Annotated in this window: 23 protein-coding genes; 13 read left to right on the top strand and 10 right to left on the bottom strand. The window is 38.2% G+C overall.

Annotated elements, in window-relative coordinates; translation table 11 throughout:
- Window positions 1-18: 18 nt before the first annotated feature.
- A complete protein-coding gene (locus tag DSM106972_RS26155; RefSeq protein WP_127083444.1) occupies window positions 19-1347 on the bottom strand; it encodes an aromatic ring-hydroxylating dioxygenase subunit alpha in 1329 nt (442 codons plus the stop codon).
- Between the two features lie 309 nt (window positions 1348-1656).
- On the opposite strand from DSM106972_RS26155, the gene DSM106972_RS26160 reads away from it, so the two are divergent.
- From DSM106972_RS26160 to DSM106972_RS26170, 3 genes are all read left to right on the top strand, one after another.
- Window positions 1657-4254: a U32 family peptidase gene (locus tag DSM106972_RS26160; RefSeq protein WP_127083445.1), complete on the top strand. Its 2598-nt coding sequence runs from the start codon at window positions 1657-1659 to the stop codon at window positions 4252-4254.
- Between the two features lie 509 nt (window positions 4255-4763).
- A complete protein-coding gene (locus tag DSM106972_RS26165; protein WP_127083446.1) occupies window positions 4764-5096 on the top strand; it encodes a hypothetical protein in 333 nt (110 codons plus the stop codon).
- A 102-nt stretch (window positions 5097-5198) separates the two neighbouring features.
- Window positions 5199-6455 carry an Alr2735 family protein gene (locus DSM106972_RS26170; RefSeq protein WP_127083447.1) on the top strand — a complete coding sequence of 419 codons (1257 nt, stop codon included), beginning with the start codon at window positions 5199-5201 and terminating at the stop codon, window positions 6453-6455.
- Window positions 6456-6556: 101 nt separating this feature from the next.
- Here DSM106972_RS26170 and DSM106972_RS26175 read toward each other — a convergent pair whose 3' ends face one another.
- The 3 genes from DSM106972_RS26175 to DSM106972_RS26185 form a co-directional block, all read right to left on the bottom strand.
- Window positions 6557-7732, bottom strand: coding sequence for a patatin-like phospholipase family protein (locus DSM106972_RS26175; protein ID WP_127083448.1), 1176 nt, complete (start codon window positions 7730-7732; stop codon window positions 6557-6559).
- A gap of 82 nt (window positions 7733-7814) precedes the next feature.
- Window positions 7815-8192: a calcium-binding protein gene (locus tag DSM106972_RS26180; RefSeq protein ID WP_073621235.1), complete on the bottom strand. Its 378-nt coding sequence runs from the start codon at window positions 8190-8192 to the stop codon at window positions 7815-7817.
- Window positions 8193-8314: 122 nt separating this feature from the next.
- On the bottom strand, window positions 8315-9316 hold the full coding sequence (locus DSM106972_RS26185; RefSeq protein WP_127083449.1) for a DUF6263 family protein: 1002 nt from the start codon (window positions 9314-9316) through the stop codon (window positions 8315-8317).
- 311 nt (window positions 9317-9627) lie between these two features.
- Here DSM106972_RS26185 and rbsK point away from each other — a divergent pair, with 311 nt between their 5' ends.
- Both rbsK and DSM106972_RS26195 read left to right on the top strand, forming a co-directional pair.
- A complete protein-coding gene (gene rbsK / locus DSM106972_RS26190) occupies window positions 9628-10554 on the top strand; it encodes a ribokinase (protein WP_127083450.1) in 927 nt (308 codons plus the stop codon).
- Between the two features lie 114 nt (window positions 10555-10668).
- On the top strand, window positions 10669-11589 hold the full coding sequence (locus DSM106972_RS26195; RefSeq protein WP_127083451.1) for a nucleoside hydrolase: 921 nt from the start codon (window positions 10669-10671) through the stop codon (window positions 11587-11589).
- 76 nt (window positions 11590-11665) lie between these two features.
- Here the strand turns inward: DSM106972_RS26195 and DSM106972_RS26200 are convergent, their stop codons facing one another.
- Both DSM106972_RS26200 and DSM106972_RS26205 read right to left on the bottom strand, forming a co-directional pair.
- Window positions 11666-12130, bottom strand: a complete 465-nt coding sequence (locus DSM106972_RS26200; RefSeq protein WP_127083452.1) for an ABA4-like family protein — start codon at window positions 12128-12130, stop codon at window positions 11666-11668.
- 199 nt (window positions 12131-12329) lie between these two features.
- A complete protein-coding gene (locus tag DSM106972_RS26205; protein ID WP_127083453.1) occupies window positions 12330-12887 on the bottom strand; it encodes an NUDIX hydrolase in 558 nt (185 codons plus the stop codon).
- A gap of 162 nt (window positions 12888-13049) precedes the next feature.
- On the opposite strand from DSM106972_RS26205, the gene crtO (DSM106972_RS26210) reads away from it, so the two are divergent.
- Both crtO (DSM106972_RS26210) and DSM106972_RS26215 read left to right on the top strand, forming a co-directional pair.
- Window positions 13050-14741: a beta-carotene ketolase CrtO gene (gene crtO, locus DSM106972_RS26210; RefSeq protein ID WP_127083454.1), complete on the top strand. Its 1692-nt coding sequence runs from the start codon at window positions 13050-13052 to the stop codon at window positions 14739-14741.
- Window positions 14742-14919: 178 nt separating this feature from the next.
- Complete coding sequence (locus DSM106972_RS26215; protein ID WP_127083455.1) at window positions 14920-15540, top strand: type I restriction endonuclease; 621 nt, start codon at window positions 14920-14922, stop codon at window positions 15538-15540.
- Between the two features lie 59 nt (window positions 15541-15599).
- Here the strand turns inward: DSM106972_RS26215 and DSM106972_RS26220 are convergent, their stop codons facing one another.
- Window positions 15600-16058 carry a lecithin retinol acyltransferase family protein gene (locus DSM106972_RS26220; RefSeq protein ID WP_127083456.1) on the bottom strand — a complete coding sequence of 153 codons (459 nt, stop codon included), beginning with the start codon at window positions 16056-16058 and terminating at the stop codon, window positions 15600-15602.
- Between the two features lie 524 nt (window positions 16059-16582).
- Between DSM106972_RS26220 and DSM106972_RS26225 the strand changes: the two genes are divergently transcribed.
- Window positions 16583-16765, top strand: coding sequence for a hypothetical protein (locus tag DSM106972_RS26225; RefSeq protein ID WP_127083457.1), 183 nt, complete (start codon window positions 16583-16585; stop codon window positions 16763-16765).
- A gap of 423 nt (window positions 16766-17188) precedes the next feature.
- Window positions 17189-18886, top strand: a complete 1698-nt coding sequence (crtO, locus tag DSM106972_RS26230; protein WP_127083458.1) for a beta-carotene ketolase CrtO — start codon at window positions 17189-17191, stop codon at window positions 18884-18886.
- Here crtO (DSM106972_RS26230) and DSM106972_RS26235 read toward each other — a convergent pair.
- Window positions 18870-19124 (bottom strand): helix-turn-helix domain-containing protein, encoded by a 255-nt coding sequence (locus DSM106972_RS26235; RefSeq protein ID WP_233787913.1) that lies wholly within the window; start codon window positions 19122-19124, stop codon window positions 18870-18872. The two genes, crtO (DSM106972_RS26230) and DSM106972_RS26235, sit on opposite strands and share 17 nt — an antisense overlap.
- A 205-nt stretch (window positions 19125-19329) precedes the next feature.
- On the opposite strand from DSM106972_RS26235, the gene DSM106972_RS26240 reads away from it, so the two are divergent.
- Together DSM106972_RS26240 and DSM106972_RS26245 are read left to right on the top strand one after the other, a co-directional pair.
- The gene (locus DSM106972_RS26240; protein WP_127083459.1) at window positions 19330-20421 is read left to right on the top strand and encodes a saccharopine dehydrogenase family protein; all 1092 of its coding nucleotides are present in this window, start codon (window positions 19330-19332) and stop codon (window positions 20419-20421) included.
- Window positions 20422-21000: 579 nt separating this feature from the next.
- Window positions 21001-21420, top strand: coding sequence for a response regulator (locus DSM106972_RS26245; RefSeq protein WP_158632881.1), 420 nt, complete (start codon window positions 21001-21003; stop codon window positions 21418-21420).
- Here the strand turns inward: DSM106972_RS26245 and DSM106972_RS26250 are convergent.
- Both DSM106972_RS26250 and DSM106972_RS26255 read right to left on the bottom strand, forming a co-directional pair.
- Window positions 21383-21805 carry a Na-translocating system protein MpsC family protein gene (locus tag DSM106972_RS26250; RefSeq protein ID WP_127083461.1) on the bottom strand — a complete coding sequence of 141 codons (423 nt, stop codon included), beginning with the start codon at window positions 21803-21805 and terminating at the stop codon, window positions 21383-21385. The genes DSM106972_RS26245 and DSM106972_RS26250 overlap by 38 nt on opposite strands.
- Before the next feature lie 82 nt (window positions 21806-21887).
- A complete protein-coding gene (locus tag DSM106972_RS26255; RefSeq protein ID WP_127083462.1) occupies window positions 21888-23186 on the bottom strand; it encodes a cation:proton antiporter in 1299 nt (432 codons plus the stop codon).
- A 649-nt stretch (window positions 23187-23835) separates the two neighbouring features.
- Here DSM106972_RS26255 and DSM106972_RS26260 point away from each other — a divergent pair.
- Both DSM106972_RS26260 and DSM106972_RS26265 read left to right on the top strand, forming a co-directional pair.
- On the top strand, window positions 23836-24276 hold the full coding sequence (locus DSM106972_RS26260; RefSeq protein WP_127083463.1) for a hypothetical protein: 441 nt from the start codon (window positions 23836-23838) through the stop codon (window positions 24274-24276).
- A gap of 272 nt (window positions 24277-24548) precedes the next feature.
- Window positions 24549-25268, top strand: coding sequence for a hypothetical protein (locus tag DSM106972_RS26265; protein ID WP_127083464.1), 720 nt, complete (start codon window positions 24549-24551; stop codon window positions 25266-25268).
- Window positions 25269-25335: the final 67 nt, after the last annotated feature.

The raw sequence follows: 25335 nt of genomic DNA on the forward strand, positions 1-25335 counted from the left end.
GGCGCCAATCTGCCAAAATTAATCATGCTGATTGTAAGTGCGTTCAAAGTGGGTTTTTAGCTTTTGGGCGCCTGCTGCCATTGCTGCTGCTAAAATAGAGCTAGAAACAACTATTATTTTAATAATGCTGTCTTCTGCTATTATCCCTAAACCAGCCAAAATGATAGCTGCTGTAATTAGAACTTGCTTGAGTATATTTATTCTTTGGTAAGCACGATAGCAAGAGCTACAAATTTGAGTATGGCGCGAAAATCTATCGAATGGCATCGGTTCTAAGCGCTTACTGCTAGTTTGTTTCGCTGTCATATAACCTTGGTAAAAAGGTAAATTTTGACCAAATTTATCTAGCCATTTTCGATGTTCGATAACAAATATATCTGAAGTTTTAAGAGGTAAATAAACTTCTTTAAGGCTTTTACCTGTTTGCTCAATATATGATTGTTGTTTGACAATAAAAGGTAAATCTTCTTCTAAAAGCTTATTTTGACGTAAATGCTCAAACCAGCGAGGTTTTAGTTGAAAAGACCACTTGAAGAAATTACCGTATCTTCTAACTAAAACTCGACATTGACCTTGACCATTAGGAACAGCATACAATGCAAATCCACCAAATATTCCAGCCGCTTCATTGTTAAAATTATACTTTACCAAACAGGGAGCAATAAATTCTGTTGAAGCCCAAGCACCACCAGGTCGTCTGTATCGACTAATAAAACCATTTAATGAAGATGATAATACTTCCATTTCCAAAGGTGACGCTAATGAGCGCTTCATTCCTAACTCTGTACCATCATGACTAATTGGAACATGAGCAGGGTCTAGAAAATTTTCTACTAAAAAGTTTTGGTCATAGGGCAAGTCAGTTACTGTGTCTACAACAAATAATCCAGGTTTTTCAACTTCAGGTACATTGGGAATGAGGTTCTTGTTATTTTCGTGCTTTGTACCTAACCATACCCAAACTATGCCTTGAGATTCCACCACATCAAACGATTTTACACAAGCTTGTTTAGGAATTGTCGCTTTGTCTTGTAATTGAGGAATATGAAGACATTCTCCCGAGGCGCCAAACTGCCAACCATGATATAAGCATTCAACTCTACCATCTATTATTTGCCCATCAGATAATTTTGCTGCACGATGTGGGCAAAGGTCTTTTAAACAAACTAGTTTTCCTTCTATATCTCTAAATAAAATCAAAGGTTCATCGTACAGGGAAAAACTATAAGGTTTGTGATTGTTGAACAAGTCTTGCACAAAAGTAATTGGATACCAGCAATTTTGCCAATCAAATACCTGTGTAGCTATATTGTTATCAAGGGTATAATTAGCTGTATCAGCAGACATGATTAATACCTCATAATTCCGGGCAAAACTTAGCTTAAAGCATTTATATACTGCCTTTGCTAACCTTGCGCTTTTATGACCAAATTATACATCTATCGGCGCAAGATAATTTGAGTTCAGAATTTTCATGTATTAAATCTAGATTTTACGAGTTTGCAGCGTAAATCTCTCTGCTTCTCTTCTCTCTGTGTTCTCTGTGTCTCTGTGGTAAATAAAATACATCACTGCACAGGCTTTCCGGCCTGTGCTACAATTGCAGCTTTCTAAACGATATCATTAGTAAGGTGTCACTCTCCTCCTTACAAACCCATGCAAGCCGAACTCCAAATTACCCAACAAAACGCGCATACTTTAAATCGTCCCTCACTTCTGGCGCCAGCAGGTAACTGGGAGTGTGCGAAAGCTGCTGTAGAAAACGGCGCCGATGCAATATACTTCGGTTTAGACAAGTTCAACGCTAGAATGCGTGCAGAAAATTTTACCGAAGCTGACTTGCCTGAGTTAATGGAGTTTCTACATAGTCGTGGTGTTAAAGGATACGTTACTCTTAACACATTAATATTTCCCCAAGAGTTACGCGAAGCTGAGAAATATTTACGTACAATTATTAGCGCAGGTGTAGACGCGGTAATCGTTCAAGACATTGGTATTTGTCGTTTAATTCGCCACATTTCCGAAGACTTTCCTATTCATGCTTCGACTCAAATGACTATTACCAGCGAAGTTGGTGTAGAGTTTGCCCAGGAATTAGGATGTAATTTAGTTGTACTCGCACGCGAATGTTCGCTATCAGAAATTAGCAAAATTCAGAATAGAATGCAATATCGCGGTGCCACTTTACCTTTAGAGGTATTCGTTCACGGCGCCTTATGTGTGGCATATTCAGGACAATGTTTAACATCTGAAGCATTAGGAGGACGTTCTGCAAACCGAGGAGAATGTGCCCAAGCTTGTAGAATGCCATATGAAATGGTAGTTGATGGTGAAGTATTAAATTTAAAAGATAAAAAATATTTACTTAGTCCACAAGATTTAGCTGGTTTAAGCGTTTTACCCGATTTAGTTAAATCTGGAGCTAGCTGTCTTAAAATTGAAGGACGATTAAAAGCACCTGAATATGTAGCAAACGTTACTCGTGTTTATCGTGAAGCATTAGATAAATTAATGGAGGCACCAGAAGAAGAAATAGTAGAAAATACTTCAAAAGAAGAAGAATATAATTTAGAAATGGCGTTTTCGCGCGGTTTATATACAGGCTGGTTCCGTGGAATCAACAATCAAGAGTTAGTACATGCTAAATTTGGCAAGAAGCGCGGAGTATATTTAGGTAGAGTTAAACGTGTAAATAACGAAGAAGTAGTAGTTAAATTAGAGGCGCCACTAAAACCAGGTGACGGTATTGTATTTGACAACGGACATCCAGAAGTAAAAGAAGAAGGTGGACGAGTATATGCTGTACAGCAACAAGGTAAAGATACAGTAATTAGCTTTGGACGCGGTAATATAAACTGGCGCCGAATTTATATAGGGGATAAGCTATGGAAAACTAGCGACCCTGAATTAGATAAGCAGGTACGACAAAGTTATGCTGGAGATATACCACAGTTCCAGCGTCCCCTTGATATTGAAGTTCATGGAGAAAGTGGAGTTTGTTTAGGCGCCGTTTGTCGCGATGAAATAGGTAATATAGTTTTAGTTGAATCTTCAGTTCCATTAGAAACTGCCCGCAATAAACCGTTAACGCAAGAAAAATTAGAAGAACAATTTGGACGTTTAGGTAATACACCGTTTAAGTTGGGTAATTTAACGAATAATCTTAAAGGTGAGGTAATTGTTCCAGTCAGCGAATTAAACCGAATGCGTCGAGATATTGTCGCAAAGTTAGAAGAACAACGAGCAAAACCGAAACGCTGGCAATTAAAAGCAAATGCTTCGCTAAAAGATTTATTACCTACACGACAAGTAGAGACGCGATTATTCCCTGCGGGACACTACGTGAACGCGTCTCTACCTTCTGTTTCTCTAATTGTCTTAGTTCGTAACCTCGAACAGCTACAAACTGCACTCAATGCAGGAATTGAGACGGTATATTGTGAGTTTGAAGACCCCAAAAAATATCGCGAAGCAGTAGAAATCGTTAAAAGCAATAATATCCGTAGAGACGCGATTATTCCCTGCGGGACACTGCGTGAACGCGTCTCTACACCCACGACAATTTTTGTTGCACCACCACGAATTACCAAACCTGGGGAAAACTGGATTTTACAGCAGGTACGTGCGTGTAATGCTGATGGGTATTTAATACGTAACTATGACCATCTTCAATTCTTTGCCAATGATAGATGTATAGGAGATTTTTCGCTTAATGTCGCGAACCCATTAACAGCAGATTATTTCAAGAATAATTTTGGCTTAGAACGGTTAACTGCTTCTTATGACTTAAATATTAATCAGTTAGAAGATTTACTTACAACCTCACCTCCTAACTGGTACGAAGTCACTATACATCAACATATGCCTATGTTCCATATGGAGCATTGTGTATTTTGCGCGTTTCTTTCTGATGGCAAAGATTTTCGTGATTGCGGGCGCCCATGTGAAAAACATGAGGTTAAGTTACGTGATAGAGTCGGAAGCGAGCATATTCTCCAAGCTGACTTAGGATGTCGCAATACGGTATTTAATGCCACTGCTCAAACTGGCGCCGAGTACGTACAGCGATTAATTGAGCTTGGTTTGCAAAGTTTTCGGATTGAGTTTGTAAATGAAAAACCCGAAGAGGTGGCTCAAATAATACAAAACTATCAACAGTTGTTACAAGGTAAAATAACTGGTTCGCAATTGTGGCGCCAGTTAAAGTTACAAAATCAACTTGGTGTTACACGTGGTACAGTTGCACGTTCATAGCTCACCGGAATGCACCAGGCTTAGAAACCGGGCAACAGTCACAAAAATTTCGCTATAAAACCTTAATTTATCGTTCATATGCCCGGTTTCTTTTGGCTTGCCCTTGAATGCTGCAAGATGTGAGATAGGCGCCGAACATTGAAGTCTGCTCCTTGATGTTTATACTCAAAACGGGTTAGAACTTTACTTTTAAACAAGCATCAAAATCTTTAAGATGCCAAGAAAGCAGGAAAACTCCGTTTAAGTTCGTGACTCATGACATAAGTTTACATTTTAACCGTTTGGAGTATAAGTGCATCTAAAAGCTATAGTGTTTCTTCGTTTAAACAAATTGGTAAGCGTGTCCTACTGAGAGTAACAGTAAATTGTTATGCTCCGGTGCCGATACAACCCCCTAGCACCCATACTTCTTATAGGGGCAGTACCTGGGATTCACACCACATTGCTGTTCATATGTCCCCTAAGCAATGTTAGGTTAGTACTGCTAGCAACAACGTATAAAAATTACAATGGTGGCAACTATCAACAGTAAAAATGAAATGGTCATGATAGATATAGACCACATTTATAGTTTGAAGTGGACTTCTCAGCAAGCGTTAACCCTACAAGCACTACGGGGTGAAATGTCTCGCCGATACCTATCAGAAGTAACTGAAAACTTAGGACACAAGATTACGCATCAATATATACAGCAGCTAGAACAGCCTCATATATTTGTAAGACGCCTCAAAAGCGACAACTTAACCGTCTCTGTTGAAGTAGTACAAGTGCTTTGCAAAGCATTCAAGGTGGATATCAGTGCTTTTTTTAATTCCGCAAAAATATTTAACAATTATATGTAACTATAAGCTACAATTAGCAGTAAAATAAATATTGTCAAAATAAAGCGGCTGCACACGTCCGGCAAGATTAGTACAGCCACTTTGAATTAATTCCAAAATACTATGATGACACAATTCCAAGGTTTTAGCACTACCAGTTTGGACGAACTTGTTATATCTTCAGCACAGTTTAGCGACTTCATGACTAATGCTGACGATTGTCCGCATCCTTTCTGCGCCTTATATACGTCAACCGTGCGTGTTATACATTATGCGTTCTGGCTAGCAAAGCAAAAAGCAACGTTGGCTAGAAAAGAATATAAAGAATTGTTAAAAAAGTTAGGTTGGGAGGGGGAAGAGAAGCGTTACCTAAAGTTGGAAGCAGCTTTTAACAACTTTCTTCCATATGAGTTAGCACAAGTTGAACTACATACACTGTTTCAGATAGCTGGGAACCTAAAGAAATATAGTTCTGTTATTAGTCAGATGAAGACCTTGGCTACTATTACTCAGGACAAAGTTCGTGGTTATTTGAAACAGTGTCGTAAACCGCGAGCTAAAAGGGAAGAAACAGAAGAAGATACATCAACTATTTGGCAACTGATAGATGGAAAGCGCGCTTGTCAAATTGGTCCTATATATGACCAACCGATAGGAGTCATATTGGAATTCATGATGAACGCTGAAAGTAGAACTGCACAAGCAATTATCTCTGATGCGGTGGTAATTCGTTATGAATCTAAATATCAATTTCTACAAGAAGCTAGTTCTGTATCAGATAACGTTACCCAAGAGCTAGAAGTAACTGAATATTCGGCGCCTAATAACGAAGTAGAAACGGCGCCTGTAAACTTGTATGAATCTTGGGATGCTGACCAAGTAACCGCAGAACCTGATTTAACGGAGTCGGAAACTTCGGACTATAGTCACGAGTGTGATGAAGATGAACATGTTCAAGGTGCTTGGAGTTTTGAACCAGAGGAAAAAGATGATTCAATCGATGATTACGAATTTTTAACATCCTCTGTAGAGGTTGAGGTAAATCAACTGGCGTCAGTTGATTTATTGATTCAAATTTTCCAAACAGCTAACTCATGGGAAGAGATTAGCAAAGCACTTAGAGCTTATGAAGATTGTAAGCAAGCAGCTTGGAAGGCTCTGACACGAACAGAACGGGAGAGAGTCATGGAAATTACACCTTGCACCATAAAAAGGCTAAGTCATGCAAAACGTGAAGGATTAATTGCGGATTTCCGAGAGTTAGGCTCTGGTGTGTATGAAATAAGATACAACGGGTCTTTACTCTGGGAAACTGTTTTTGAGTACAGAATGGAAGAATTTTTCGCACAACTGCTAAGAGTTTTCCAAAAATTAGATTAACCATCTTGTGGGATGGGTGTCCTCGCCCGTCCGGTGGGTCAGGGCGGGCAAGGATGCCCACCCCACAATAGAATTTTGGAGATTTTTTGATTTGGAAGTTGCTAATTGCTCAAAAATTTATGTAGTGATGTTTGTATGTTAGGTTGCTGCATATAAACTTGGGCAGCTTCAAGCAAGTTGCTAATATTTTCTGGACTTACGTCGTCGATATCGTCGCTAAGACGTTTTCCTGTAAGTTCTCTATCGAGTTTAAATTGTAGTCTGAGTATACGCTGATGAGCTATTTGCTTAGTTATATACTCGTATATTTCAGATGAACCGTCAAAAAGTATACCAATTAAAGGTTGTGCCCATTGTATTAAACCCCAATGTTGCGCTTGTTCAAATGGAATTATGCGTGTGCGTTCTCCTGTTCCGATGGAAAGAACGCGAATGTCTTGAATGGAATATCCTAATCTTAATGCTTCTGCAACTGCACAACTTGAGGGGTTATTTGCCGCAACTCCTCCATCAATAGCTGAGTATTGTGATTTGATTGAGTAAATCGAAGTTTTATCAGGAACTTTTTCCCAAGCTGGGTATATTGTGCAGGTGCGAGTTGAGCCGATATATTTTTTAATTGTGCGGGTTTGTGAAATTCCTGTACCGTCGATAATACTGATTTGCATGTTGTTATAGATATTATCGACTGAAGCGGCGCCATCATCTAATATAATTGCATCACTATATCCATCTTGCGCGGTTCCACCAATTCGTCTGTTAAGTTTGTGTGCAGGAAAATAAGTAGGCGCCGATGCCGAACAAACACATACTTCCCATAATGGCACGTTGCCATAACCTTTATCTTGGCGCCAGCTTTTAAAAAAGATAGGCGAACGCTCAATAGTATCAAAAGATATTATTAATAATAACGGCGAAGTAATATCAAAAAGCGTTGTATCTCCAAAAACACCTTGTAAAACTTGAATTAAACCTTTATCTGAGTACTTAGGCGCCGATATGCCATGTTTAAAAAGTAAAGGTAAACGTTTAAGACTAAAACGCTTTCTATAAGGAAAAATAATCGAACTTTGCTGTTTATATAAATCAACAATTTCTTGACTACTACGCCCACTTGCTATAGCTGCCGCTAATATAGAACCAGTAGAAGTTCCAGTAATTAGCTGAAAATACTCATTTAATGGTTTATCAATTTGTTTTTCGATAATAGATAGCATTTTCGCCGCAACAATTCCGCGAATTCCACCCCCATCTAAACTTAAAATATTAAATGACATAAATTAATATTTATTATAAATTGTATTTACACGAAAAGAAACCGGGTTTTTGCTAGAAACCCGGTTTCTATAAATTATTAAATTAGAACTTGTAACCTTTTGCTACCCAGTAGTACCAGTCATCTAGCGCTTCCTGAGTATCTTCATCAGCATCAAGCACCTTCAAATCAGTTAACCGCGCAATGTCAACGTCCTCGTCCTTACCACCAACCTCGACTACTTCCACGAGCATATCGCGTAAGCACTCTTCTTCGGTTGCCATCGCTAAAACTTCGACATCCTTTTCTGGTGCAGTTCCTTTACGTCCCTTTTTTGCCCATTTAGCATTAAATGGAAAATTTAGGCAATCGTCTAGGTAATAATACCAGCCCATCGCGCGGTCTTCTTTGTCTTCAGCATCAACAAGTATTTCGTTCTTGATGCGCTCCTCACGAGTTTCATTGGTTTCTACGTCGGACATTTAAGACACCCCTCCCCTAATAATTTAGATTAGTGTTTTGGATTGAAGTTGTTGACTGATAATCGTAAATATTATCGATTTCATGACCCAAGCTCAACTACTCTAAAGAAATAGGGGTGTAATTATTTTGAGTCAATAGTCATTTGGATTGACATTTGCTGGTTCATCGTTATTTCTTTCTTACTATTGGCAGGTGTCATTCCCCACAACGAGTTCGCAGTTATCGATACATTAGAACTAACTGGCATTAATTTATTCATGTTGATTTGCGCTTGTCCCTGACCTTTACCGTCATATGACTTAACAGTCATCGTCACTCCAGCAGGCGCCTGCGGCAAGTTTAATTTTTGTTGTCCTGGTACTTGCTGTTCGATTGTAACGTTGAAAGTCGCAAGATTATCTTTAATGCTAACCAACTCGTACAATGCACTTTGATTAACTGTCATTCCACTGACATTAACACTTTCGGTCGTACGCCATTTGGCGCCAACACCTACAGCTTCTAGTGGAAAAGGTGTAGACAGTTGCTGCATAGAATTTGAGAATTGGTCGATGTATTGGTTAAGGCTGTTGTCTAGACCTTGGGGAAGGGTAAGATTTGTTTGTTTGGTTTGCCCACGACTATCAACTACTGCTGTACCTTTCATTCCAGTCAGTTTTTTAATTTCTCCACGCATTTTGCTAATAGCTGCTGGTGGTAATGATGTATCACCTTGAATATCAACGTCTTTATAAGAAAACTCATAATGCACATCACCATTTGGTTCAACCTTTGTTACCACAACATCAGTTTTCATTATTGTTGCAGGCATTTTAAAGGCTGGTGAAGGTTTACCCTCAATAGAAATTACCATGTCAACATTAACCTTCATATCAGCGAGTTCTCTTGTGCCCACAACTGGCTTTATCCGTAGTTCTTGACGTGGTTCAGCGCCTGCGGAAATTAATTCAACCTTGGAAGAAGCAGTAGGGGTAATTTTTGGTGTATTAACTGGTGTATTAGTTTGTTGCGTGTTAATAGTTGGTTTGACCGCAGGAGTTTTAGCATTGGCTACGATTAAAGGTTTCATACCCATGCCAGCAATGAAAAATGCTATACCAGTAATAACGATGCTTTTTTTCATGATTAAACCAAATTTTTTAATTTTGACTTTTAATTTTGACTTAAATGATGACGATTATCATGTTCGTTTGAATTCATCGTATACTTATAGACGATGAATTCAACACCTAGTGCCTAGGATTGTTATACATACATTTTTACACAGGCGCCTTGATTCAATATAAGTTATAAAAATTACAAATTTATTAAGTGTTTGTACGTCAATAATAAATTTTTGTAGAAACGATGAGGGTGTTAAGGGCTTTGAATGATGTTATAGGTGTCCGTTAGTATAGTGCCATTGGAGCGCGAAAATCAGAAAAACACACTTTTATGACAGTTATCGTCTTCGGCAGCATTAATATAGATTTAATCGCGACAGCACCCAGATTACCCGTCGCCGGCGAAACGCTGTTGGGAGAAGAATTTTTCAAAGCACCAGGTGGAAAAGGTGCCAACCAAGCAGTTGCTAGTGCCCGTTTAGGAATTAGTACACATATTGTTGGACGAGTGGGTGCCCATAGTTTTGGCGCCGAATTAGTAAATAGCTTACAAGCTGCGGGTGTAAGAACCGATAATGTATCAATCGAAGCAAATGCTAGTTCAGGTGTAGCCGTTATTATCGTTGATGACAGTGGCGAAAATCAAATTATTGTGATTCCAGGCGCCAATGGACTATTAGATAATGAAGACGTTGAAAGGCTCACAAACCTATTACCACGTGCAAAAGCATTACTATTACAATTTGAAGTTCCAATGGCTGCTGTAGTTGCTGCCGCCAAAGCAGGTCATAATGCTGGTGTCAAAGTTATCCTTGACCCAGCCCCCGTACAATTAGATGTACCATCAGAAATATATTCTTTAGTAGACATAATTACACCCAACGAAGTCGAAGCAAGACAACTTGTTGGTTTTCCGGTAGACAATGAAGAATCCGCAGCAGAAGCCGCTCAAATACTATTACAACGCGGAGTCAAATGCGCCATCATTAAACTTGGCGCCAAAGGAGTATATTGCGCCACCAAGGAAGAAAACTTTTTTATACCAGCATTTCCGGTACAAGCAGTAGACACAACAGCAGCGGGAGACGCATTTAGTGGTGGACTAGCAGCAGCAATAGAAGCAGAATTACCTTTACGTCAATGTGTCACATGGGGCGCCGCAGCCGGAGCAATAGCAGCCACAAGACCAGGCGCCCAACCATCATTACCCGACAGATACATGTTTGAAGCATTTTTAAAAGAAAGGGGAATATCGTAGGGGCGGGTTAACCCAAAATTTCAATCACTTACCAAAATACAATAAACCCGCCCCACCCCGCCCCACCCCGTCCCACCCCGTCCCACCCCATCCCCCACACAAGAATCAACATTAATGAAAGAACAAGTATTATTAGACCACGACGGCGCCGTAGATGATTTTCTAGCCGTCATGCTCCTAATGACCATAGAAAAAGTCGAACCCATCGGTATTATTGTCACCCCAGCCGACTGTTACATTCAACCAGCAGTCAGCGCAACACGTAAAATTTTAGACCTAATGGGTTTTTCTCACATCAGCGTAGCAGAAAGTACCGTCCGTGGTATAAATCCATTTCCATACCTATACCGTCGAGACTCCTTTGTTATCGATAACCTGCCAATTCTTAACCAGCGTGATACGTACACAACCCCGTTACTTACAGAACCTGGTCAAGATTTTATGATACGCGCATTACAACAAGCACCCGAACCCGTCACATTATTAATAACAGGCCCATTAACTAACCTCGCGTATGCCCTAGATAAAGCCCCGGATATTGAAAGTAAAATACGGCGCCTTATTTGGATGGGAGGCGCCTTAAATGTAGCAGGTAACGTAGAAAAAAATTGGGAGTCTGGACAAGATGGTTCTGCTGAATGGAACGCTTATTGGGACCCAAAAGCAGTAGCGCGCGTCTGGGAAAGTTCAATAGAAATAATAATGTGTTCGCTAGATATCACAAACAACGTTCCAGTTACGCCTGAATTTGTCCAAAAAATAGGCAAACAGCGTCAATATAATATATCCGATTTAGCAGGACAGTGTTATGCCTTAGTAATTTCTCAAGATTATTACGCCTGGGACGTATTAGCAACCTCATATTTAGGTAATCCACAAGCATTTCAATTAAAAGAACTAGAAACAGAAATCATAGCCACAGGAAAAAGCCAAGGAAGAACCAAAATTGTTGAAAAAGGAAGAAAGATTCTAGCAATGGACAAAGTTGATAAAGATTGGTTTTACTCCTATATCCTAGAGCAATGGAAAAGGTAAAATAATTCTCTTGTGGAACTATCTTGTGGAACGGGCATCCCTGCCCGTCCTATATTCATAATTATTTGTAAAATTCTTAAACTTGAGTAGAAGCATCCGAAACAGATGAACTATCATTCTTAGCCAAAAACTTTGTACTAATCCAAAAAGTCAAGATATGCGACAACAACCCCATCGGACCAGCGAATAAACACAACGCTAAGGAGTGAAAAGTCCAAACCCCAGTTTTTTGCCCTTCCAAATAAATATATCGACCCACAAACAAGTCCATCACCAAGAAATGAATCCATCCTGTAGCTGCTGCTGTCTCATCCGCAAAAAATCTAGCAATATCCGCTAATTGAGGGTTTGAGAGAGCTTGAGCATTTTCTGGTGTAATGCTACTGGCAAATAAATAAACATACGTTAACGCTAAAGGAATAAATGGAATATAAGACTCCATTACCTTTTGCGTAACCTTCCACTTTGGCAACAAAATCATCAAAGCCCAAAATGGTAGTACAAATAAATTAGCAATGTTAAAAATTTGAGCAATAGTCATAGAAATATAATATGGTAGATTGGCAACGGATGTAACGGATGTAACGGATAGTTGATTTGTTTTACCAAGGCGCGTTTGGAGTAGCAATGACTAATTATAACTGGGAGAATAGCATTCGAGAATGGAGTAGAAAGCGGATAGAAGCAATTGATGATTATGAAAAATCATTATCTTGCTGGTTAAGCATTTCATAAAATTGTTATTTTTGAGTTTTTAAAAAATTTAAGCCAAAAAATAAGGCTGCAACGCTACTCACTACAGAAATTTCACCACTTTCTATTTTACTTACAATTTCATCAATCGGAATTAACAAAACTTCAATCTCTTCTGTAATATCTAAATTCTGCTCACTCACCTTAACAGCGTTCTGAGCTAAAAATAAATGTAATTGGTTTGTATCTTTACTTGGTCCATTGTAAAGCGTAGCAATTTTCTTAATATTCTGCGAGCTATACCCAGTTTCTTCCTCTAACTCTCTCAAAGCTGCCGTTTCAGGATTTTCATTTTCAGCATTAAACCCTCCAGCAGGAATTTCAATAAAAAAATCGTCTCTTGCGTACCTATACTGCCTAACAAATATAACTTCATTATTAGGAGTAATAGCTAAAACGAAAGCAATATCAGGTTTAATATGTACAAAAAAATCATCTACAACCTTTCCATTAGGTAACTCAATCTCATCACGCCGAACTTTACACCAACGATGATTGATAACCATTTCTGATTGTACAAGGTTCCATTTTTGTAATTCAGTCATAAATAATATTAAGAAATTTAAACAAAAGTAATAAAAATCCTTGTACAAAGATATATCATAAAATCTACCCTCTATGATAGATTTATATTACTCGCGAAAGATGTAATCACACAAATAAGTTTTTAATATTAATAAAGGTTATTCCTTACCAAAATCTAAACTATGCAAGAGTACGATGTGGTGATTATCGGCGCCGGACACAACGGGTTGGTGTGCGCTGCGTATTTGCTCAAAGCTGGCTATAGTGTGCTGTTACTCGAAAAGCGTTCTGTACCAGGTGGCGCCGCAACAACAGAGGAATGTATACCAGAGGCACCAGGGTTTAAATTTAATCTATGTGCTATAGACCACGAGTTTATACATCTTGGGCCAGTAGTTCAAGAATTAGAACTCGAAAAATATGGTTTAGAGTATTTAGAGTGCGACCCAGTAGTATTTTGCCCACATCCCGACGGAAAATACTTTTTAGGTCACAAGTCAGTAGAAAAAACTTGTGCTGAAATCGCGCGTTATAATGAACGCGATGCTAAGAAGTACGCAGACTTTACAAGTTACTGGCAGCACGCCATTGGTGCAATGATACCAATGTTCAATGCTCCTCCAAAGTCTGTTATAGATATATTTGGTAACTATGACATCGCCAAAATTAAAGATTTATTCTCGGTAGTAGGTTCCCCGAATAAAACTTTAGATTTTGTTCGCACCATGCTAACTAGTGCAGAAGACATTCTTAACGAATGGTTCGACGAAGAATTTCTCAAAGCACCATTATCACGACTTGCCGCAGAACTAGGGGCGCCACCTTCACAGAAAAACCTCGCCATTGGTGTAATGATGATGGCAATGCGTCATGACCCAGGTATGGCACGTCCACGGGGTGGTACAGGCGCCTTAGTGCAAGCCTTAGTCAACTTAGTAACAAGCTTAGGCGGTAAAATTTTATGTGACCAACACATCGAAAAAGTGCTAGTCGATGATGGTAAAGCAGTAGGTGTTCGAGCAGCAGGTGGTAACGAATATCGTGCCAAATATGGTGTAATCTCTAACATCGATGCCAAACGAGTGTTTCTACAGTTGATGGATGCTAGCGACGTTGATGCTGCCGATAAGAATTTACGAGAGCGCTTAGAACGCCGCATCGTCAATAATAATGAGACAATTCTTAAAATAGACTTAGCCATAGACAAGCCTTTACATTTCCCCAACCACGAACACAAAGACGAATATTTGGTAGGGTCAATATTAATTGCTGATTCAATGATGCATGTTGAAAAGGCGCATAGTCTATGTACACTTGGAGAAATTCCCGATGCAGACCCATCCATGTATGTAGTCATGCCAAGCTTCCGCGACCCATCCTTGGCGCCAGATGGCAAACACACAGTATGGATTGAGTTTTTTGCACCATATCAAATAGCAGGCGCCGAAGGAACAGGCTTAAGAGGTACAGGTTGGACTGACGAATTAAAAAACAAAGTTGCCGACAAAGTAGTTGATAAACTCGCGCATTACTCACCCAACCTAAAAAACTCCATCATCGCGCGTCGAGTTGAAAGTCCTGCAGAACTAGGAGAAAGATTAGGCGCCTATAAAGGTAACTACTACCATATAGATATGACCCTAGACCAAATGGTCTTCTTCCGTCCATTACCAGAAATAGCCAACTACAAAACACCCATCGACAACCTATTTTTAACAGGTGCAGGTACTCACCCAGGTGGTTCAATATCAGGAATGCCAGGAAGAAACTGCGCGCGAGTATTCCTCCAAACACACCGTCCCATAGCCCAAACACTCAAAGACGCAAGAGATGCCATAGCTTCCACAGTCTCCTCAGTCTTCAAAATAAATTAAACTCTTGTGGTACAGGCATCCTGCCTGTACATTAAATTTATACTACAAACCACTAAAATCTACACTATTGTCATGCTGAGGAACGTTAACGCAGTTTTCCCGAAGGGTAGCATCTTCAAAATTCTTACATCGTTTTAAAGTAAACTTGTAGCCCATTCTTAGTATACATAAACGTAATATGCTAGAAATTCTCAAAGCTAGAGATGTAACACTCGCTCAACTAAGCGAAAAATTTGGGTTAGAACGCAGCGACGATGAAAACTTCTTCCGTGAGTGGCAAGACAACTTACCAGAACTAAACCAACAACAAAAACAAGCACTATATGAAGTAAAAACTGAGTACTTATACTTATCCAAATATCCATTACTAGAACCACTAGTTCAAATGGTAGTTTTGGCGCCTATCTTAAAACTCTCAGGCTTCTACCGTCCTCCATTTTACCTTGCAGCAGAAAAAGAAATCGAAATAACATCCGAAGACGAAGGAACTATAGTTCGAGGCAAAATAGACGTTTTAGTATTTCATCCGCAATTTTGGGTACTTGTAATTGAAGCGAAAAAAGCTGAGTTTTCTCTGGAAGCAGCAATTCCTCAAGCTTTAGTTTACATGCTAGCCAATCCTGATTCTGATAAACCTGCCTATGGTTTTGTAACTAATGGTAATGAATTTCAATTTTTAAAGCTAACTAGACAAGGTACACCTCAATATGGTAGGTCTTATCCTTTATCAATTTATCGTGGTGATGATATATATAATACAGTCAGTGGATTAAGACGACTACGAGAATTAGTGGTTTAGAACGGGGCAAGAGAAAGCCCATTCCATAATAATTATATTAGTTTAAGGATTTTTATTCATTAAAATTTGATTTGAAAGCGTTTTAGTTTTGGTATCTTAGGAGCTTTAAATTTTTTTAGAATTTTTTCTAGTTTCTTTTTTTCTTGCCAGATTTTCTTCTTAACTGTTTTATCTGCTTTTTTAAAAAGCTTTAAAGGAACTTCATTCACTTGTAAACTTTGATGCTCACCTGTTTTACACCAATAAGCAAAATGCTCACAGTTATTAAAAATTAAATGATAGTTTTTCTCTCCAAGCCTTTTTTTTGCTCTTTTGACGACACGGCTTCTTTCATAACTCTCTTTATGCTTCTTAGTATGAATTGTTTTTCCATACCATGTTGATTTATAAATATTACTACGTCTTACTTTACTGTTCCAATAATGAATTACTCTATCGTCACCAATATAAATACCGTGATGCGTAAATTTTACACCATTGCTATGTAAATAAATATAAATGTGGTCGCCTTCTTTCATAATACCTATATATTTGAAGTATCAACATACAATTTTTATACTTTTAATTTCAAATAGAATATAACCGTAAATACTCGGAAAAAAATATTAAATTTTAGCAAAGCAAAACTAACCTGCATTTTCATAGGCTTACATTACAAAACAGAAAATTCTCAAACATAAATAAAGTTTATGAAGTTTGGACACCTCCAAACAGCACCTGAAGCTGCTAAAATATTCATGAGTTTTCTTGTTGTCGAATAAAACATGCCTAAATGTAGAGATGCTTCTTATCGTGTCTCTATAACGCAGTTAATTTTACAACTTAATTGAAATGCAATAAAATTAATATTTTAATATTTTATCAAAATACAGTGCAGTACAGTGATTAAATGCTAGTTTTGGCGCCAATATTAAAATTTTCAGGCTTTTACCGTCCTCCATTTTACCTCGCAGCATAAAAATAAATCGAAATAACATCCGAAGACGAAGGTACTATAGTTCGAGGCAAAATAGACGTTTTAGTATTTCATCCGCAATTTTGGGTGCTTGTAATTGAAGCCAAAAAAGCAGAGTTTTCTCTAGAAGCTGCAATTCCTCAAGCTTTAGTTTATATGTTAGCGAATCCTGATATTGATAAGCCTGCTTATGGTTTTGTTACTAATGGTAATGAATTCCAATTTTTAAAGTTAACTAGACAGGGTACACCTCAATATCGTAGGTCTTAATCGTAGGTCTTACCCTTTATCAATTTATCGTGGTGATGATATATATAGTACTGTTAAGGGATTGAAATGACTACGAGAATTAGTGGTTTATAACGGGCAGGGATGCCCATTCCACAATATTTTATAGAAATTTAGTAACTTTTATTTTATTAAAAGTTGAATTTATTCTAAGATATAAATCTTGTGGGATGGGCATCCTTGCCCGTCCCTTATGTTCGCGCTCCAACCAACCTGTGTCTAGATGCTTCGTTCCAGATGCTTCGTTCCAGATGCTTCGTTCCAGATGCTTCGTTCCTCAGCATGACATGAGGGAGAAAAGCGAAAAATAAGTCAAATAGGCGGTTTGTATAACTCGCGAAAGAGTAAAATTCTCTACATGCTTCTTAACATCAGTGAATATACCTTATTATTTACTTTTTAACGATGGAAGCATACGATGTTGTAATAATCGGCGCCGGACATAATGCATTAGTATGCGCCGCCTATCTACTTAAAGCTGGGTACAGCGTCTTACTGCTTGAAGCACGCTCTATACCTGGGGGAGGCGCCACAACCGAAGAACTTTTACCGACATTGGCGCCTGGTTTTAAATTTAACCCTTGTGCGATTAATCACCTATTTATTTTCTTAGGGCCTGTAATCGAAGAATTAGAATTACGGAAATACGGTTTAGAATATCTAACTTGTGACCCAGTAGTATTCTGTCCGCATCCCGACGGGAAGTACTTTTTAGCACATAAATCTGTAGAAAAAACATGTGCAGAAATTGCCCGTTTTAGTACGAGTGATGCCCAAGGGTATGCTGAATATATTGAATTTTGGCAGCGGTTTATCAAAGCAGTAACTCCGTTTTTTAATGCGGCGCCTAAATCAATAGTAGATATTGCAGGTAGTTACGGGTTGACACATCTACAAGATTTATTGTCTATTTTAGGTGGCCCAGACACAACGCTAGATTTACTTCGTACCTTGTTGAGCAGTCCTATGGACAATATCAACGAGTATTTTGACTCCGAATTTGTTAAAGCACCATTAGCAAGACTTTCAGCAGAACTAAGTTCACCACCTTCACAAAAAGCCATGTCATTCGGAGCGATGATGATGGCACTGCGACACAACCCTGGTATGGCACGTCCACGTGGTGGTACAGGCGCCTTGACAAAAGCATTAGTAAATTGTGTTAAAAGTTTAGGGGGAGTAATTCTCACTGACCAAAGAGTTGAGAATGTACTGGTAGATAACGGTAAAGCTGTCGGTGTGCGCGTCAGTAACGGTAAAGAGTACCGTGCCAAGAAAGGTGTAATTTCTAGCCTTGATGCCAAACGGTTATTTTTACAGCTAATGGATGGCAGTGACGTTGATAGTGCAGATGCCAATTTGCGAAAAAGACTAGAACGACGCATTGTTAATAACAACGAGACTATTTTGAAGATAGACTGTGCGTTATCTGAACCTTTGCGCTTTGAACATCACCAGCATCGGGATGAATATTTGATTGGTTCAATTTTAATTGCTGATTCTGTAAATCATGTAGAACAAGCGCATAGTGAGATTACTTTGGGTAAAATACCCGATGAAAACCCTTCTATGTATGTAGTTATGCCTACTGGACTTGACGCTTCGATGGCGCCACCAGGTAAGCATACTTTATGGATTGAGTTTTTTGCACCGTATCAAATAGCTAGTGCTGAGGGTACCGGGTTACAAGGTACTGGTTGGACGGATGAATTGAAGAATAAAGTCGCTGATAGAGTATTAAATAAACTGGCAGAATATTCGCCTAATCTCAAACACTCTATTATTGCGCGTCATGTTGAAAGTCCAGCAGAGTTAGCACAAAGGTTGGGTACTTACGGAGGAAATTACTATCATATTGATATGACACTTGAACAAATGCTGTGTTTCCGTCCGTTACCAGAAATTGCAAATTATAAAACCCCTATTGACAATTTGTACTTGACGGGAGCCGGCACGCATCCGGGTGGCTCCATATCTGGACTACCAGGACGTAACTGCGCGCAAATGTTTTTACAAACACATCAACCTATTACGCAAACGTTGAAAAAAACAGCAGATTCGATTCAGTCAACTGTGGAAGCTATGCTTAAAGGTAACTCATAGGTAACTGCATTTCAGTTTTTTGACTGCGGCTTGAAACTCTGGCATAAAGAACGGTAACTCGTTCGTCTGCTGGATTACCTCTTCGTACAGGGATAATTGAATCGAGGTTGTATCTTCTTTGACCTCCTTGGGTAAAGATTCCTTCGATTTTTCCCGCTTCGAGCCACCTTTCGAGCGTTTTGGTACTGACTCCAAGTTTAGAGGCAGCAACCCTTGGTGGTACATAATTTGTTGACATCTCGTGTTTCTAGACTACTTCTTAAGTCTAGTCTAAAATGTACAACATGTCTAGCATGTCTGATGATTTTTTGTCCTATCTTTTACTCTTGGCGCCCATAAAGGTAACTTCTTACTTTGTGCATAATCTCAGGTCATACTTACTACTGATGAAAATATTTTTAAAACCTGTTCAAATGTATAAAGCGTAGCTAAATTGTAGAACTATGACAAAGCGGGTTTTAATTCTCGGTGGACGAGGAAGGATTGGCAGCAGCGTTGCTCAGGATATTGTCGCCCATACTGAGGCGGAGGTAACTATTACTGGTCGTAGTCCTACAATTAAACCTAACGATGGGCGCCTGCAATTTTTACAGTTAGATTTAGCCGAAGATGATAAGCTACGCACAGCTATATCTAATTCAGACGTTGTTGTTCACTGTGCAGGTCCATTTCACTACCGCGATGCGAAAGTTATTAAATACTGTATTGAGCATGGTGTAAATTATCTTGATGTTAGTGACCATCGCTCTTTTACTATTAAAGCTTTAAAATATCACAAAGATGCTGTAAAATCAGGTATCACCGCTATTGTTAATACTGGTATATTTCCTGGCATATCAAATAGTATGGTACGCCATAATATAGAGCAATTTGATACAGCAGAAACAATTCATTTGAGCTATTTAGTTGCTGGTTCGGGTGGCGCCGGTGTAACTGTAATGCGAACAACTTTTTTAGGTTTGCAAAATCCCTTCGATGCTTGGATTGATGGACAATGGCAAGTTGTTAAGCCTTATACTCAGCGTGAAACTGTTGAATTTCCAAAACCATACGGTCGTAGTGGGGTGTACTGGTTCGATATGCCAGAAACTTTTACTCTCCCTAAAGCTTTTCCTACCATCAAAAATGTAATTACTAAGTTTGGCTCGGTTCCTGACTTTTATAACCACTTAACTTGGATAGCTGCCAATATTTTCCCTAAGTCTTGGATACAAAGTAAGTTTGGTGTTGAGTTTCTATCGAATGTTAGCCACAAAATGACTGACGTTACTGATGCCTTTAGCGGTATCGGTGTTGCAGTGCGTTCGGAAGTTAGCGGTATTAAAGACGGAAAAAATGCTACTTATTGCTCTACTTTAGTACATAACAACACCGCAATCGCAGCAGGCGCCGGAACTGGCAGCATTGCTCAGTTATTGCTTGACGGGTATAGCAAACCTGGCGTTTACCCAGTCGAAGAAGCATTACCCACATCTTTATTTGAACAAACGATGCACAGTCGAAAAATTAATATTGATTATCATTGGCTTCCATAATTGTGGAACAGGCATCTTGCCTGTGAATTTCTAAAGTCAACTTCATAAGTTTTACTTATATAAATATTTATTACCAAATCCCTGACATAATTAAAATTTCATTTTAATTATTGTTGGTAATTTACCAACAATCGGAATTAGATATGTATCTATTATCACATTTTTACTCATTTTAGTAATAAAACTTTATGTAGATTGTAAAGTTACTCATCCAAGAGCTTAAAAAAAGCTAAAATTGTAAGAATCACAACTGATTCCACGCTATAAGAGTATTTGATGATAATAAACTTTTTTGCTTGTTGTGTTGCAAAGCCTATTTGTGCGTAACTGTGTAAATCCTAAGTGTGATAATTGATAGTACAGTTTATTTACAGCAAATAGCTTAATTGCGAGGATAAATTATTAATACACAACAACCTGATAAGTGATTCGAGCCAATCTCAGTTCATTAGTAATGCGTGCTGTTGAGAGTAACTAGTTTATTCGGCAAGTAAAGCAGGCTAGCTTCACCATTGAATTACTTTTTATTATGTTTAATTAATTGATATGCAGGGTAAATGCTGTACTGAGTATAATGTTGTGGCAAACAGGACTTGTGATTATGAATCAACCTTAAATCGATCTAAGGTGTTGATTTTAGTCATTGATAACGATGAAGATAATTTGGAATTGACGTCAAAGCTAATTAGTTATTATGGCTTTCAAGTGATGACAGCCACAAATAGTCTTAAAGCTTTGGAGATTTTTAAACAATACCAGCCAGCAATGGTAGTCTCTGAGCTAATGCTCCCCGATGTTGATGGCATTGGTTTTGCTACATGTGTAAGAGCGGGCGCCAACGAAACTCCAATAATTGCTTTAACTAGTTTACCAAGCCATTTATTTTACGAACAAACTTTGAGGGCTGGTTTTAATGCCTATATTGAGAAACCATTCGAGTTTGAAACTTTAGAGCATGTACTTACTCGTTGTTTGAAGCTATTACCTTCTCTCTCTTGACTTTAGGAATAGATTCCGGGTCACGAATCGATGGTATATTACTCAAGACGGCAATAATGCCAGAGACATCTTTTCTCAAATCGCTGTTTATTAAGATTGTATCTACCCCGGTTCCAAGTATTTCTTCGAGTATTGCTTGTAATAAAGGTTTCATTTCAATATCAAGTTGATTCCGGAGTTGATATGCAAACTCTGGACGTTGACTCTCTAATAATAAACGCTCAGATGGAGTAATGATTCTTTCGAGAACCATTGCCAGTTTTTCGTCAAAGAACTGGCATGTTATTTTCTCAGGACGGCGCCCAATTTTTTCAAAGTAAAAAGCTTGTAACTTTTGCGACAGATTTCGTTCAAGTTGTCCGCGCGTTATATCTGATGCAGCCATATGATTTAGCTCCATTATTTGTAATAACTCGAATTAATTCAAGGAGAAGTCAACCCGACTTCCCTTATAATGCTATTTTGATTTACTCAAATTCATCTATCGTAGCCGGCATTTGTTTTTTGGGCTTTTTGGCAGCAACATCGCGCTCGTACCAGTTCATTAGTGGCGTAGAGCTTACACCATGTATGATTACAGAAATTACAATCACAGTATAAGTTATCCAAGCTATTTGTTCACCAAGTTCACCCTTTAGACCGTTGCCAAAAGCATAGGCAAGGTAGTATAGCGAACCAACACCACGAATTCCAAACCACCCCAACAATAACCGCGTGCGTCCATCCGTTTTACGATTAGAATCTGGAGAGCGCATACCAATCGTGCTGACCCAAGTACCTAAAGGTCTGATCACCAAAAATAGTAATACTGTAACTATTAATGATTGAACAGCATAATTCACCATTGGTTCTACTAATAATATAGTACCCAGTACTAATATAGTACCAATCTCTAATAACTTTTCGATACGCTCAATAAATTCCAATTGTGCTAGTGGTTTTTCAGGGTTTCTGTAACTGCGTTGTACTACTAATCCAGCAACAAACACAGCTAAAAAACCATATCCATTAACAATTTCTGTTAAAGAATAAGTCAGTAAAATCGTCCCTAACGCCACAAAATCTTCCATTAAACTATCGGCAGGACGCACACGCTGTATTTTACGGTCAACCCAAACAACAGCTCTGGCAATAATGATACCCATTACAATACCTGCCAATATTGCCCATATTAAATCAACTAAAACCCAGTTTTTTAACCAATTATTCCAATTATTATCTTTGAGTGCATGAATTGCAAAATAAACGAAAGGAAAAGCTAAAGCATCATTTAGACCACCTTCTGATGTTAAGCCAAAACGTAATTCATCTCTATCTTTAACATCTGTTAGCTGTACCTCTGATGCTAGTACCGGGTCTGTCGGCGCCAAAATTGCTCCCAATAATATAGCTCCTGCCCAGTCCATTCCCAAAATATACTTACCAACTAAAGCAATAGCAAAAATTGAAATTGGCATCAGTAAAGCAATTAACCTTATGGTTATATTCCATGTTCTTAGTCCTAGAGGACGGACAATCTTCAAACCGCAGCTAAAAACAGAAATAATTACAACCAATTCGGTTATTCTTTCTAACACTTCAGCGTTGAATGTTTCTGCAGCGCGTAGGTTAATCAGTCCAAAGGCATAAGGTCCAAGAAAAATACCTACCACAAGATAGATAAGAGCAAATGAAAGTGGTAAGCGCGAAATCCACCCAGACCCCAATGTTACCGTTAATAGCAGCAACCCAATTACCAGCAGGTCAAGGATGTAAATATCAATCATAAATAAAACCAGGGGGATGCGATGAGGTCAATAATTAATAACCTTTTTGATTAATGTAATTATTGAGACCGCTATTTTAATCACCACAACAGAGGAATTTTTATAACCTTGCGATAGATTTCTGGCAACGGATGTAACGGATGTAACGGATGCAAATTCGATATTTGTCTAAATATAACTAAGACTTACGCTCAGAAACCCGGTTTATAAGCATTCATTGTCGCAGACAAATCATTATTTTTATTACAAGATTTCAATGAAGAAACCCGGTTTCTAGGATTTTATGCGTAAGTTCTGATAACTAGTAATTTATTTTACAAAGATTAGGAAAAAATACATTAATTATCCGTTACATCCGTTAATAATCCGTTGCCAATGAGGTTTTTAACCCCTTATACATATAGTTAACTAAATATGGTAAGTTGAAATTATCAAGAATTAATAGCCAAAACGATGGTGGGCGCCAAGTTGATTATCTCTGGTTATGGCATAGATGAATATCAATGATACTTTTAATTATCGCTAATTGATATTTAATCAAACCAAGTAAATAGATACATAGTTTACTCAAGCTTTTTGCTTTGTAATGTGGCTATCTACATTACAAGTTGAGTCATGCAAGTCAATCGGTGCATTCAAGGAGCAGCATATGAGTCGTTTGTTGTACGAAAGTTCAGTCTCGTATAAGGGTTATCTGATCATTCCTTTTGTTTTTAATCAAGTGGATGGTAATGATATATACTCGTATAAGCTTTTAGCAGAAATCGGATACCGAAGTCGTTATCACAAAGCCGATAATCCTGCTAAGTCATACGGAGCTAGTATTGGTAATGTCGTTGATATTGCCAAAGGACATCTTGACAAGTACTCTGACTTTACTAGTCGAGAAGATGTGTTCAAGCATCGTTACACTTTTCGTCACAATCTCATCATTATTTTCAACGAAGCCAATAAATACTTCTATGACCATTATCCCCCTGAAACTTTGAACAATATTGCGGCACCGAAAGTGTTCACATCTGAAATAGACTGTATCAGTTGGATAAAGCAAGGGATGGATGGGTTGCACGTGCGACGACAAGTCAGGTAATAAAGGGCAACTTCATATTTCACAGAAACTGGGTTTCGTAAAAGTTGCCCGGTTTCTTCGATTTTTTGTTGAATCTTATACATAACTCTGGCGACTACTGAAAATTTTGGTTACAATCCTAGAAACCTGGTTCCTTGTTGAAACCCGGTTTCTTAATTTTTGTGAAAAAAATTCACATATATTATCTTTGAATCAAGTTGATAAACTTGATTGTTATATAGTACTATACAAATATTTATCTATTTATTTATTGAAACAAGGAATTAGTAGCTGTGGAAAATGACTTAAAAGGTTTAGATATAAGTAAAAAAGAATTGCAGCAATTTACAAATTTACCAGTAAATGAAGAACTTACACTCGTTGTTAATCAATTTAAAAAAGTTGTAAATAATTTTTTTGAAAGAGCTAGAGGTCCAGAAGCTGCTACTGCCTATTTTCTTGGTATATCCTCAGTAGTATTTAGTTATCTAATTTTAGGCGCCGTTGGTAGTCTAATGATGCCTTGGTTGCCTGTCCCATCATGGCTTGTAGCTTTATTATTGTTAGGAATTGGTGGCGCCGCTTCTCAATATATTTTATATTTTATCTGGAAACAAAGGAACAAAATTGTCCAAGCTAATATTACTCCTTCTTTAAAGATTTTATTGAGTGATGTTGAAAGGTATAATAATGTTATTAAAGCTATATATATTAATGATGAAATTGAAGCTGCGGGCAATGTAGATGTAAGTATTAAAGAGAGACACAAAGTACTTGATGCTTTATCGCTCACACGCGCAGATTTAATTAGAGCATTAAAAACAGAACGAATTTTGCGTGAGAACAAGAATTTTATTATTGGTAATAGCGAATTATTTGCCAATAATCTACCAACTTTAAGCGCACTTCAAGTTAGTGAACAAGCTACTGAGCATGGAAGGCTGTTAAACGAGGCATTACAAATTGCTTTAGATGTACAGTTGGAAATGAAACGTTTGCAAAGCCAAAGCTAGTTAGAAACCTGGTTTCTTTGTTGAGATATTGTAATAAAAACAATGATTTTAGATAGAAACCAGGTTT

Source organism: Dulcicalothrix desertica PCC 7102 (assembly GCF_003991905.1).
Taxonomy (GTDB): domain Bacteria; phylum Cyanobacteriota; class Cyanobacteriia; order Cyanobacteriales; family Nostocaceae; genus Dulcicalothrix; species Dulcicalothrix desertica.

What these genes read in the sequence shown, in the direction of transcription:
- DSM106972_RS26155 (WP_127083444.1), bottom strand. Translation starts at nt 1,347, where the DNA reads ATGTCTGCTGATACAGCTAATTATACCCTTGATAACAATATAGCTACA.
- DSM106972_RS26160 (WP_127083445.1), top strand. Translation starts at nt 1,657, where the DNA reads ATGCAAGCCGAACTCCAAATTACCCAACAAAACGCGCATACTTTAAAT.
- DSM106972_RS26165 (WP_127083446.1), top strand. Translation starts at nt 4,764, where the DNA reads ATGGTGGCAACTATCAACAGTAAAAATGAAATGGTCATGATAGATATA.
- DSM106972_RS26170 (WP_127083447.1), top strand. Translation starts at nt 5,199, where the DNA reads ATGATGACACAATTCCAAGGTTTTAGCACTACCAGTTTGGACGAACTT.
- DSM106972_RS26175 (WP_127083448.1), bottom strand. Translation starts at nt 7,732, where the DNA reads ATGTCATTTAATATTTTAAGTTTAGATGGGGGTGGAATTCGCGGAATT.
- DSM106972_RS26180 (WP_073621235.1), bottom strand. Translation starts at nt 8,192, where the DNA reads ATGTCCGACGTAGAAACCAATGAAACTCGTGAGGAGCGCATCAAGAAC.
- DSM106972_RS26185 (WP_127083449.1), bottom strand. Translation starts at nt 9,316, where the DNA reads ATGAAAAAAAGCATCGTTATTACTGGTATAGCATTTTTCATTGCTGGC.
- rbsK (WP_127083450.1), top strand. Translation starts at nt 9,628, where the DNA reads ATGACAGTTATCGTCTTCGGCAGCATTAATATAGATTTAATCGCGACA.
- DSM106972_RS26195 (WP_127083451.1), top strand. Translation starts at nt 10,669, where the DNA reads ATGAAAGAACAAGTATTATTAGACCACGACGGCGCCGTAGATGATTTT.
- DSM106972_RS26200 (WP_127083452.1), bottom strand. Translation starts at nt 12,130, where the DNA reads ATGACTATTGCTCAAATTTTTAACATTGCTAATTTATTTGTACTACCA.
- DSM106972_RS26205 (WP_127083453.1), bottom strand. Translation starts at nt 12,887, where the DNA reads ATGACTGAATTACAAAAATGGAACCTTGTACAATCAGAAATGGTTATC.
- crtO (WP_127083454.1), top strand. Translation starts at nt 13,050, where the DNA reads ATGCAAGAGTACGATGTGGTGATTATCGGCGCCGGACACAACGGGTTG.
- DSM106972_RS26215 (WP_127083455.1), top strand. Translation starts at nt 14,920, where the DNA reads ATGCTAGAAATTCTCAAAGCTAGAGATGTAACACTCGCTCAACTAAGC.
- DSM106972_RS26220 (WP_127083456.1), bottom strand. Translation starts at nt 16,058, where the DNA reads ATGAAAGAAGGCGACCACATTTATATTTATTTACATAGCAATGGTGTA.
- crtO (WP_127083458.1), top strand. Translation starts at nt 17,189, where the DNA reads ATGGAAGCATACGATGTTGTAATAATCGGCGCCGGACATAATGCATTA.
- DSM106972_RS26235 (WP_233787913.1), bottom strand. Translation starts at nt 19,124, where the DNA reads ATGTCAACAAATTATGTACCACCAAGGGTTGCTGCCTCTAAACTTGGA.
- DSM106972_RS26240 (WP_127083459.1), top strand. Translation starts at nt 19,330, where the DNA reads ATGACAAAGCGGGTTTTAATTCTCGGTGGACGAGGAAGGATTGGCAGC.
- DSM106972_RS26250 (WP_127083461.1), bottom strand. Translation starts at nt 21,805, where the DNA reads ATGGCTGCATCAGATATAACGCGCGGACAACTTGAACGAAATCTGTCG.
- DSM106972_RS26255 (WP_127083462.1), bottom strand. Translation starts at nt 23,186, where the DNA reads ATGATTGATATTTACATCCTTGACCTGCTGGTAATTGGGTTGCTGCTA.
- DSM106972_RS26260 (WP_127083463.1), top strand. Translation starts at nt 23,836, where the DNA reads ATGAGTCGTTTGTTGTACGAAAGTTCAGTCTCGTATAAGGGTTATCTG.